We start from the raw sequence: 12,012 nt of genomic DNA on the forward strand, positions 1-12,012 counted from the left end.
ATCCTTTCCTGTATCTGTCCAGAAATTCTGTCTGTTACATTTTTCTCTATCCGTCCGTTTTCCCGACTATCCCGTCACTTCATACCGGCAATTATTGTTTGCCGGTAATTGCCCGGAGAATATCCACAATTGCTTCCGATTCTTCATAAAACAGTCGGGTACATTCTGTTCTTTTGTCGCTGATCATAATCAGCAGTTCCTGAAGCAGATAGCGGAATCCGTTTCCTTCAAAATTAAAGCTGAACCGTTTCAGGAATTCACTGCCTTCCACCTTGGCTTCAAAATATCCGGTATTCCACCAGTCATTGGGAATCGTCACTCTTCCTTTTGTACCCAGAATCACCAGTTCGTTTTCCATATCTACCGCGGAACCGATCTCAATGGTTCCCAGCGCATCGGGATATTTCATTGTAATCACATCATACACATATTTTCCCGCATCGTTCTTCACTGCATTGCTGGATACCTCAGCACCGTCTTTCCCGAGTATTTTCAAAATCGCACAGATTGCATGAACTACTGTTTCATAAAAGCTTTTGCCGCCCTCAAAATCATCCTGGGAAATGGCACATTTCACACTGAGTACTTTTCCGATCATATCCCCGTGAGTCAGCCACACAAGCTGATTAAATGCCCGAAGATAAACAAGCATCAATTTTTCTACAAGAACCACTCCCTGCTGGCGTGCCTTGTAAAAAAGTCTCTTCAATGTATCCGGATCCAGGGTCAACGGCGAATCACTGATCACATATTTCCCCTGTTCTATCGCCCGTTCAATATAATCCACACGATGCTTCAGCCCGCACCGGACATATACAATATCGACTCCGGACAAAAATTTCTCATAATCCGTTTCACAGGAATTCAATTCATATTTTTCACAGAATTTCTCTGCGGTCTGCTGTTCCTGCGCAAAAACGCTTTCCACGTGAATACCGCTGACATACCGGGTTTCTTCCACGATTCCACCATCCTGATCATCTTCGGCCACAACTCCAACCCGGTAAATCGTCCCCTGATCCCGAATCTGTGTACTGGAAATATTCTTGGTTCTTGGAAGATATCTCACTTCACAATAGTTCTTCAGATAATCGAATTTCCCTTTCCAGTCAGAACCGATCACCAGAATGTCAATATCATATTTAATAATATCGTTGACCTTCTGTCCCTGATATTCCTCAATAATAATCTCGTCTGCCAGCCCTGTCCTGCGCACATTCTCGATTCTCTTCAGCAGGCTGTCCTGTACATTCAGTTTTCCCCGCTCAATATCATAACTCTCACTGGTCACACCAACGATCAGATAATCGCCCAGTTCTTTTGCCCGTTTGATAATATTGTAATGACCCTGATGAAAAAGATCAAAGGTCCCATAAGTAATGACTTTTTTCATGATTTCCCCTTTTTGCACGAACTTCTGATTCCACAAACCTCTTTTCGTATTATCTCCCGAATCACCCATACTATAACAAATCCCCCTACAACAGAAGATACCATCCTTCCATTGTAAGGGGATGTTCACCGCTTTTGTAAGTGACACCGGAACGTGTCTGAATATCCTCTATTCTTCGGATCGTTCCGGCTCATCAGGTATCTCAGGTGACTTCTCAAGCGATTTTTCAAAAGGCGCCTCTGATGATTCCTCAAGTGATTCTCTTGAAAGATTTCTCCGGATTTCTCTGGATTCTCCTGAATTATCCTGTGATGGTTTCTGCATGACATCCTGTGCAGGATCACCATTTGTTTCCGTCTCCAGAGTTGCCGCCAGTTCTTCTATCGCCTTGCGTCTCTGCTTCAGAACAAGTTCATACTGCAGTTCGTCATCACTGTCATATTCATCTTCCAGTCCTTCGTCCTTGATTTCTTTTTCTCTCTTAAAGAGACAGAGGGTCAGAATCTTCAATACTACATTATACAGAAAATCCACCGGCGGGCTTCCAAGAACCAGCACAAATATCAGGGAAAGTCCCAGCACTGCCCATATGGTACCAAGCTGAGGGATCTTAAAGATCAAAAGGCCGCTCATAACGATCATGACCGGATAATGGAAGAAATAAATCCCCATCGTATTTCTTCCGATAAACGTCAGCGGAAGTTTCCGATCCGGTAAAATTGCCAGAAAAGTCAGAATCAGCACAAAGGAAATCAGATACATCAGCAGTCTCATGATAATTCCCATCTCATCCGTCAGTCCGCACATGAGATAACTGTGATTCCCACGGAAAATATCCACCGGAATGCCGCTCGAAATCATATAATGAGGCACCGCAAACAAAAGTCCCACAGAAACCGGAAGCAGTACCCATTTGCCCTTAAATCTGCGCACAGCCTGTGTATGTCTGCTGTCCCAGAGATAACCCGCAACAAAAAACGGGAAAAATACTACGATTCTGGATGCCGACAAATAAGTAGAAAATTCCGGTCTGGTTCCTGCCCAGAGAGCAAACAGAATGCTCAGCGGCACCGCAAAACGAACCTTGCCAAGACCTTCAATGGTAAGGCGGTACATAAATAATGCCAGCAGATACCACATAGCACTTCCGGAAGGTCTCAGCAGTTCATAATCCATAGAATTGCCGCACCAGATATAGGCATACCAGGTCAGACTGTAACCCAGAATATATGGAATCAGCAGATTTTTCACATTCTTCAGTACGTTCTGCGGTTTCTTACACAGGTAGCCTGAAACAAAAACAAATGCCGGCATATGGAAGATCGTGATAGCATACCATACATGACGCACTGCCATATCATCCTTCACCAGCTGGAATGCGATCATGTGATTGAATACCACCAGATAAATAAGCAAAACTTTAATATTATCTACCAGATAGGAATACGGCAGTGCCGGTCCCTGATTTTTTTCTTTCATATGTTCCCCTTTTAATAAAATTATGAATAAATAATAACATACTTTTTGCTTTTTTGGAACAAAAATTTAAAAAGAATTGTAAAACAAATGTCATATCCTCCTGTTTTTTTCTCCGGAAATGCCGCAAAATATTTATCCAGAAAGTTTTTCCTTGCCATTCGTTTTGGCTTAGTGTATGATGATAGGGATTATTCAGACAATACGCCAGATATATTACAAACAGGAGATGAGATCATGTTTCAAAGATTTAAGGCGGATATGAAAAAATACTGGAAATATTCCATTTATGCCGCCAAGTCCCAATTGAAATCCGAAGTTGCCAATTCTTATCTGAACTGGCTGTGGTGGATTCTGGAGCCATTTTGCTATATGCTGATCTATGCTTTTATTTTTGGTGAAGTATTCGGAGCTAAGGAGCTTTATTTTCCTATCTTTATTTTCCTCGGAAATACGATATGGATCTTTTTCAGCAAGACCATGACCCAGAGTGTCCGCCTTGTGAAGCAGAATAAGCCGATCGTTTCCAAGGTTTACCTTCCGAAATACATCCTGCTTATCGATAGAATGATGGTCAATGCATTCAAAATGGGAATTTCCGCACTGATTGTTGTGGGTATGCTCTTCTTTTATAAGGTGCCGATGACCACAAATATTATTTACTTTTTCCCGCTGCTGATCGATCTGTTTCTGATCGTATTCGGTGTAGGATGCTACCTTCTGCATTATGGAGTCTACATTGAAGACCTTCAGAATGTAATCAACATTGTCCTCAGGCTTCTGCTCTATATGACCGGTATTTTCTGGGATATTATGAAGCGTCTGCCTGCACCTTATAATTCTTATGTCTGCAAATGCAATCCAATCGCATTCATCATTTCTTCAATGCGTGATTGTGTTATTTACGGCAAAACACCGCACAGAAAACTGATCCTTGTATGGTTTGTCATCGGGCTCGTCATCAGTATCCTCGGTGTGCGTAAGATTTATAAAAATGAAAACAGTTATGTAAAGGTGATCTGATATGGAAGAAAAACACGCAATCGAAGTCAAAGATCTGGTCATCAGCTACCGCAACCTGAAAAAGACTTCCATCAAACAGCTTCTTCTGCCTTCCAAACGTCAGAAGACAGATAATTTTGTTGCAGTCAAGGGGGTTTCCTTCTATGTAAGAGAAGGGGAGATTCTTGGTATTATCGGCAAGAACGGCAGCGGCAAGTCTACCACTCTGAATGCTCTGGCCGGAATTTTTTCACCAGACTCCGGCAGCATTGATCTGAAGGGACACAGCATTTCCCTTCTTTCCATCGGTGTAGGATTTCAGCGGGAAATGACAGGCCGTGAAAATATCGTTCTTTCCGGAATGCTCCTGGGCTTCAGCGAAGAACAGGTAAAAGCCAAGGAAGAAGAAATCATAAAATTCGCAGAGCTTGGCGACTTCATCGACATGCCGGTCCGCACTTATTCCAGCGGTATGTATTCCAAGCTTGCATTCTCCATCACAGCGATTCTGGAGACAGATATCATGCTGATCGATGAAGTCCTGAGCGTAGGCGACCAGAAATTCAAGAAAAAAAGCTATAACAAAATGAAACAGCTGATTTCCAACAAAGACCGTACCGTGGTAATCGTTTCACATAATATCAGTACGCTCAAAGAGCTCTGTGATACGATTATGTGGATGCATGACGGGGAAATCCGTAAAATCGGCAAACCCCAGGAAGTATTAGATGAATATGTGGACTTTATGGAAAAGAACTGATTACAAAGTCCCTGCCACCATGCAGAGCACTTTCTTATAACAAAAACACACCCTGGTCTGATTCTTCAAACCCGGGTGTATTTTATTTTTCTTCCTGTTTTTTTATTCTTTTCAGAACACGGCGGCAAATACTGCCGCAGCAGGGCTCTCTCACTTCATTTAACAGTGCATTCACTCTTCCGCGTTCCTTTTTCCACGGATCATTCTCCTTCAGACCTTCTTTAATACATTCGAAAAATTCCTCCATCGTCTCCGGCTTCGGTCCAGGCGTTACATCATCATAATCAAAATTCATTCCCCGCTCATCCAGATAAGCATCCCGATCATATGGAAGAAAAATAATCGGATGGTCTGTCAGCAGATAATCCACATAAATGCTGGAGTAATCTGTAACCAGGCAGTCAAATGCATTCAAAAAACCGGTCACATCCTCTGCCTGTTCATTTCCAAGATACCTTATACGTTCACCCAGATACCTGTTGACCTCTTCTTTTTCACTAATATGCGTCCTGAGAAACAGAATGATTTTTTCCTGCTCCAAAAAATCCTGCAGTTTCTCATACTCGTAATCTTCAAAAGGAAACAGCTTTACCCCGTTATAATCCCGGAATGTCGGCGCATACAGAATCGTTTTTTGATATTTGGGGAGCTCTCCAAATATTTCTCTAAGCCATACCGTTCTGTCCAATCTTCTGAAAAGCCCGTCATTTCTTGGCTGGCCCCAGATTTTCACCTTACTTTCCGGTACATCAAAACTCCTGGCCATAACAGGAACCAGAATACTGGAAGTCGTCAGAATACAAGAATAATTTTTTGAAAAAATCATTCTAAAATAGAGTCTTGCTGTTCTTCCGAGATTTGGATCAAGAAGAGCAATTTTTTTCAGAGGAACGCCGTGCCATAGATTAATAATCAAACGCCCCTTTTCCAGGCCGATTCCATAAACCGGAAGCCCTGCCGAAGTAAACCATACTCCCGCTTCCAAAACCTTGAGGACTCCTTCAATACTCTCTGTTTCAATAAAATATTTTTCTCCGTACTCCTCAGAAAGTTTCTGTCTCCGCTCAGGATTGTTAATCACAAAGTACGGTGTCACTTCCGGAATATGTTCCTTTACATATTCAAATAAGTATCTGGAATTATAATTATAATAGCAATTATCAACAGAAGAAAATATCCATGTATATGGATCCGTTTTCCCTCTTACCATGTGTTTCAGAACCTGCGTCATCAACAGACATTTTAACTTTCTCATTTCCCCCATATTTCTGACCTTCTTATAAACATATATGACTGTCTGGACAGATATCCTCATCAGCCATCACAGCAACATACAAGTTATCTGTCGCAATTATTTCGCCCTCTCTGTACCGCTCAAATCCACTGAACAGCTTCAGCGATATTTCCAGATGCCATGAATCACATAAGACCCAAAAAACAAAATGCTCTCTGCCATATTATATCCCATATAACGGTAAACCTTATACGTCATCAGGGCTGATTTCCATTTATTTCTGGATTTTCCGTCTTCACTCAGACGATATTTCAGATACGGTTCATTAATCCCTGCCCCGAATCCGAATTTCCGCAGTACCTTCAGCCATGTAAGATAATCCTCATGACTGTCATCATGTTCCATTGGAAATTCCAGAGCAGCTTCTTTTCTGATGAGAACAGAAGAACAGTTGATACTATTGTGTTTCAGAAGCTCTCTGTATGATATTTTTTGTTTTACAGGAATGTATTTACCGGTAGAAGTACCATCCGGATTCATCAGCTCCCGCCCTGTAGAGCACAAAACTGCTCCTGAATCTTTCAGAACCCGCAGCTGATGTTTCAGTTTTCCATCCGTCCACCAGTCATCTGCATCCAGAAATGCCACATATTCCCCTCTCGCTTCTCTAACACCTCGATTACGCGAAGCAGCCGCTCCTGTATTGTTTTTATTCCGCAGATAATGAAAATCATCTCTTCCCAGATATTCCTTTAAAATTTCCTCCGTATCATCCGAAGAACCATCGTCGACTACGATTAATTCCAGGGGAACATCCTGTCGAAATACAGACTCTACGGCCTGTCTGATATATTGTGCGCCATTGTAAACAGGCATAACCACAGATACCACCGGCTGATTTGTCATATTCTTATCCTCTGATCATTTAACAGTTTTTATTCTTCTTTGTTTTCAGAATCCGGGCTTACAGAATCTTTCAGAGCATTTTTCTGTCTGTCATCCACGCCCTCTGAAACTTCTTTCTGGAAAAAAATCTTAACTGTCATAAATAACAGTTTAATATCCAGAAGGAAGGAATAGTTCTCAATATAAAACAGATCCAGCTTTAATTTGTCATAAGGTGTTGTATTATATTTCCCATATACCTGTGCATATCCTGTAAGACCTGCTTTTACCTTCAGACGGTAATCAAATTCAGGAAGTTCCTTCTGATATTCACACATGATACATTCCCGCTCCGGTCTTGGTCCTACCATAGACATATCGCCAGCCAGGACATTGAACAGCTGCGGCAGTTCATCCAAATGAAGATTCCGAAGCACTTTGCCTACCGGTGTAATTCGCGAGTCATGCTTGGATGCAAGCCGGGCACCATTTTTTTCGGAATCTACACACATACTTCTGAATTTACAGATACGGAAGGTCTTTCCATTCAGAGTCAGTCGATCCTGGAAATAAAACACCGGTCCTCTGTCATACGCCTTGATCAGAACAGCAATCAAAATCATAAGAGGGGATGTTGCAATAATTCCCAATCCGGAAATCACAATGTCCAAAAGCCTCTTGGCTGCTCTCTGATCGATCGTAAGCCCCATATTTCTGGCAACCATAAGCGGCGTATCAAACAAATGAATACGCTCACTGCCCGTTACCAGCACATCTGAGATTTTCGGACTGAAATAGCACCTGATCGAATGGGAGAAACAATATTTCAGGTAAGAATTGCGGATCTGTGAAGGCAGCTCCCAGATTACCACACCATCGTATTCTTCCATCATTCTGTGAATCGTCTCTTCACCAACATTGACATGCACTTTCCCGCTGATCTGATATTTATCTTTTCTGGTGTTCATCTTCGCAATCAGCTCATCCGGATTATGATCCCACTCATCTCCATATATCACCAGAAGACGTCTTGCATGATAAATTCTGGAATAGATCCATCTGGAAAGCCATATCCAGACAATAATGATCACGATCTGGACAGCCGTCATTTCCAGCATAGGCAATACTGATAAAAACCAGCGGTTGATCAGCGTAATCTGAAAATACGCAACAATATTTGTACAGATTGTAGCAAGCGTCAGCGAATAAAACACATCAATTCTTTTCAGATAGCCGACCTTAAGTCCTCCGTAAAGCTGAGAAAACAAAGTATCGATCAATGCATACAATGCGATCAGCACCCAGTTTCCCTTTCTCCAGAAGGGTTCAAATATCAGCCCTCTGTAATAATCATACCAGACAAACGCAAATACCAGTGCCTGTGCCACAATCACCAGACTGGCAAGGCAAAATACAATCAGTCGTTTGTAATCTTCTCTTTTACTCATAAAATCCCTCTTATCACAATTTTCCAGCGAAAAGCTGTTCGCACTTCTTCCGTGATACCTGATTCATCAACTCATAATTCACATGAAGGACATGCACGTTTCCGCATCGATACTCCTCCATTGCATTCAAAAGTCCTTCCATGGAGCTTTCAACGATTAATCCGCCATATTCTCTCAGGAATCCTCTCGGCCCCGGTGCATCACAGGCAGCCACAGGAACCCCCAGCGTATCTGCTTCCAAAAGTACCAGACCCAATCCTTCATAATAGGAGGAAAGCAAAAACAAATCACATTTTTTCAAAACAGGCATCGGATTGCTCATACTTTTGATGATAATCATACGATCCGAAGATTTCTTTGTCCCGGCAAGCTTCCTCATATCCTCATACAAAGAACCGGTTCCGCCAATCATGAAGAGATATGCATTGCCATATTTCTCCCAGTACCGGTCAAATGCTTCGATCAGACGCTCCTGTCCCTTCTCCGGGGAAAACCTTCCAATATTGATAAACTTATCCGCATCACTCTCAAGGATTTCCTGCACCTTTTCCAGAGAAACATTTGACACAGTACTGTTATCAAAAGTCACCGGCGCTTCTGCCCGCTTTATAACCTCCTGATACTCATGAAAATTTCCAATCACCAGAACATTATCTTTTCTTCCGCTGATCCGGTATATTCCATCCAGGATATCTTCACTGACCGCAACCACATGGTCATACGTCTGATATGCCAGATGCAAAAGAGGCCCGCTCTGGTTCTGTTTTGTCCGGATCTCCTGCGGCATATCATTGTGAACCCAGATGGTTTTTTCACACGGTGCCTTCTGAAGCAGAAAAGTCATATACCGCTCATAACCATTGTAGTGAACCACATGACTAAAATCACAGCCGCCAAAATGCTTCCTCCATTCCCTGTCAAACAGTCGATCCAACAGTCTTTTTATACAGGGTATATTCCATCCGAATTTCATCCATAAAGCATAAGCGCTCATAGATAAAAAATCCATATTCATTTCGCTGGCAAGCGGATAAAAATCAACTTTGTCCGGAATCCTGTTCAGCCGCTCCGGGGCATCTTTCAGACAAGAAGACCGGAAAGAAACAAAATAATGATATTTTTCCCTGTCCAGTTCTCTCAGCATTGCACCAAGCGCTGTAGTAATACCATTAAGTGCCAGGTCACCTCCATAAATCAGGATATTTTTTTTGCCGTCTCCTTTATAAAGATGCTTTCTGCAGCAGGATTCTTTTCCAAAAACTTCCCGGCAGATGCGGGATGCACTGTTTCCATCTTCATATGTGGAATATCTCTGCATAAACAGCTCATCAGGCTCACCGCCCGGTCGTGAAAGACATTCCACAACCTCCCCGGCTGTATGAGCCATCTGAAACGGATAGACGGTAATATCATCGTAAATCCCTCTGCTGCCCATATAATCATCCAGATCATATGTATAAAGGATAATTTTCTTCCTGCTGTTGGCATAATCATACATCACACTGGAATAATCCGTAATCAAAACATCACATGCATTGAGCCCCTCATTGGTATCCCACTCTTCCGGAAATACCCGAATATGAGAATATTCACGAAAATCAATTTCCGCGCGAACAAAGGGATGAAGCTTTACCAAGATCAGATCCTGCTCCTGTAAATTACGGTCCCATGTTTCCAGGCTTTGCTTCAGAACATGAATAAATTCCTTTTCTTCAACCTGATTAAAATTCCCCCGAAATGTAGGGAGATATGCAATCAGGCGTTTATCTTCCAGACCTGACCTTTTTTTCAGCGCCGCGCCTTTCTCCGGATACTGAAAAATATCGTTCCGCGGATAGCCTTCCTGAAGAACTGTTCCTCTGTACAGTTCCTGCAGCATATAGGCACCTGCCATCTTTTCTTCCATATACTCATTGGGAAAAACAAGATAATCTGCACACAAAAGATTCCGCATCACATTTCCCATGGAAATAATCTCTGAGCGATTATCACGTCCCATCTTCTTCAGAGGTGTCCCATGCCAGGTATTTAAATAAACCTGTCCCTCTTTTTTTATAAAACGTCCCGGAAAAGTAGTATCATTTACCAGATAACCAGCTCTGCTCAGATAATAATAGTAACAGTGAGTTCCTGTATAAATCATCTTATCCACATGAATACCGTAATACTGCAATTTCTTTCTTATGGATTTTTCTGCCTGCTTACGTACAGATAAAATAATCTGAAAATGCTTATAACGGTCCTGATTCAGTTCTCTCAAAACAGCCAGAATATTACTCTCCAGTGCGCTTCCACTTCGTGATTCCAGCAAAATCATTCTGTCATTCAACGATACATGTTCGTAAAAGAAATTATAAAATGGATACCAGTTGCTAAGCTTTATCAATTTTTTTATCTTTGCTGCAAACTGCATTCTCGTTTTCCCTTCTAATATATGAATTTCCTGATGCTATACAATAAAATCCCAGTTATCATACTGTTAAAATACAGCTAATTATAACGCAAAGCCGGACAAGAGTCCAGTTTTTCACAAAAGCATCATAAAATGAACACAATTTTATTTCAATCTGTCATTTCTGACATCATCTGATTTTTCTTTTTTCTCTTCCCCGGAAACCTGCATCTGTTCCTTTACATTCTTTACAGATTCCGCAAGCTGCTCTTTACTGTTCTTCACGGATTCCGCAAGCTGCTCTTTACTGTTCTTCACAGACTCCACAAGCTGCTCTTTTCCGTTCTTCACAGATTCTGCAAGCTGCTCCTGGGCATTTCTCATGGTTTCTGCCAGCTGCTCCTGACCCTGCTGCACGGCCTCGACAATTTTCCTCTCATGCTCCTGCGCTGCAAGACGCAGTTTCTCCTGACGTTTTTTGAGATTGGCAAGAACTACTTCCGGACTGACTTTCAGGTTCGGATAGGAATCACCGATACGGCGCAGCAGTGTGGATTTGCTCCGAAGCAGTGCCCTGACACGAAGACTGACCTCTTCAGAATTATCCGCGTCCACTCCGTCAATTTCCTGTCTGACCATGTGAAACAGAACATGTGAAGCCACATAATCCAAAACCATAAGCACTATGATCAGTACCGCTGCCGTATAAAGCACTCTGAGCGGCCAGCGTCTCAGAATACCAAACAGCACCGGGTCCATCCATTTGACGATCAGTACCCCACCAAGGCCAAACAATATCAGATTTCCGATCCAGATACGCCCGCGAATATTCAGAGGCTTTCCGGTATAATCCCACCATCTGGCATGGAACATTTTTTCCATATACCAGCTTACCGCATATTCCAGTGCCCCGCAGACCACAAAAGCTGTAAGAAAAGTTTCCAGATAACCGCCATCCGCTCCTACGGTTCCCCCGATCACGACCGTGATCACCACAGCACCGCTTCCATAAATCGGACAATATGGTCCGATCAGAAATCCTCTGTTTATAAAACGATGAAACTGGCGGTATTTCAAAATAACCTCCATACACCATCCGGCAACAGAATATGCAAAAAATAAAATAATCAATTCTGCAGTCAAAATAAGCATTTCCTGATTCATCTTCTCCTCTTTCCTGACGCACTTGCTGCGTCAATAATGGTAGATTTGGAAGTTCACTTCCAAACTTATTCCCTTTCCATTTATTACCACTCTCGCCCGGATATCTGCCCTATGACTTTTTAATTACAGGAAAACGGGAGGCATTTCCCGTAAAAGAAATATACTGATTTATCATATCATATCTTTATTCTTATTAAAAGACCGGCCTTTTCTGAATATAAAAATCTCTCTTTGCCAAATATAATTTCCTCTTCTGCA

9 protein-coding genes are annotated in these 12,012 nt (G+C 42.2%); 2 read left to right on the forward strand and 7 right to left on the reverse strand.

Translation table 11 applies throughout. From position 1 onward, the window contains the following. Positions 1-91: 91 nt before the first annotated feature. Positions 92-1,393 (reverse strand): adenylyltransferase/cytidyltransferase family protein, encoded by a 1,302-nt coding sequence (locus ACTNEW_RS11590; RefSeq protein WP_441061068.1) that lies wholly within the window; start codon positions 1,391-1,393, stop codon positions 92-94. Positions 1,394-1,561: 168 nt separating this feature from the next. Next, positions 1,562-2,872: an acyltransferase family protein gene (locus ACTNEW_RS11595; RefSeq protein WP_441061071.1), complete on the reverse strand. Its 1,311-nt coding sequence runs from the start codon at positions 2,870-2,872 to the stop codon at positions 1,562-1,564. Positions 2,873-3,106: 234 nt separating this feature from the next. On the opposite strand from ACTNEW_RS11595, the gene ACTNEW_RS11600 reads away from it, so the two are divergent. Continuing rightward, on the forward strand, positions 3,107-3,892 hold the full coding sequence (locus tag ACTNEW_RS11600) for an ABC transporter permease (protein ID WP_441061073.1): 786 nt from the start codon (positions 3,107-3,109) through the stop codon (positions 3,890-3,892). A 1-nt stretch (position 3,893) separates the two neighbouring features. Next, complete coding sequence (locus ACTNEW_RS11605) at positions 3,894-4,631, forward strand: ABC transporter ATP-binding protein (RefSeq protein WP_441061076.1); 738 nt, start codon at positions 3,894-3,896, stop codon at positions 4,629-4,631. 82 nt (positions 4,632-4,713) lie between these two features. On the opposite strand, the gene ACTNEW_RS11610 is transcribed toward ACTNEW_RS11605, so the two are convergent. The 5 genes from ACTNEW_RS11610 to ACTNEW_RS11630 form a co-directional block, all read right to left on the reverse strand. Continuing rightward, complete coding sequence (locus ACTNEW_RS11610) at positions 4,714-5,895, reverse strand: CDP-glycerol glycerophosphotransferase family protein (RefSeq protein WP_441061078.1); 1,182 nt, start codon at positions 5,893-5,895, stop codon at positions 4,714-4,716. Positions 5,896-6,024: 129 nt separating this feature from the next. Then, a complete protein-coding gene (locus ACTNEW_RS11615) occupies positions 6,025-6,771 on the reverse strand; it encodes a glycosyltransferase family 2 protein (RefSeq protein ID WP_441061081.1) in 747 nt (248 codons plus the stop codon). A gap of 29 nt (positions 6,772-6,800) precedes the next feature. Next, on the reverse strand, positions 6,801-8,198 hold the full coding sequence (locus ACTNEW_RS11620) for an exopolysaccharide biosynthesis polyprenyl glycosylphosphotransferase (protein ID WP_441061083.1): 1,398 nt from the start codon (positions 8,196-8,198) through the stop codon (positions 6,801-6,803). Positions 8,199-8,211: 13 nt separating this feature from the next. After that, the gene (locus ACTNEW_RS11625) at positions 8,212-10,611 is read right to left on the reverse strand and encodes a CDP-glycerol glycerophosphotransferase family protein (RefSeq protein ID WP_441061085.1); all 2,400 of its coding nucleotides are present in this window, start codon (positions 10,609-10,611) and stop codon (positions 8,212-8,214) included. Positions 10,612-10,755: 144 nt separating this feature from the next. After that, complete coding sequence (locus ACTNEW_RS11630) at positions 10,756-11,754, reverse strand: putative ABC transporter permease (protein WP_441061087.1); 999 nt, start codon at positions 11,752-11,754, stop codon at positions 10,756-10,758. Positions 11,755-12,012 lie beyond the last annotated feature (258 nt).

The organism is Blautia sp. HCP3S3_G3, from assembly GCF_052063365.1.
Taxonomy (GTDB): Bacteria; Bacillota; Clostridia; order Lachnospirales; family Lachnospiraceae; genus Blautia_A.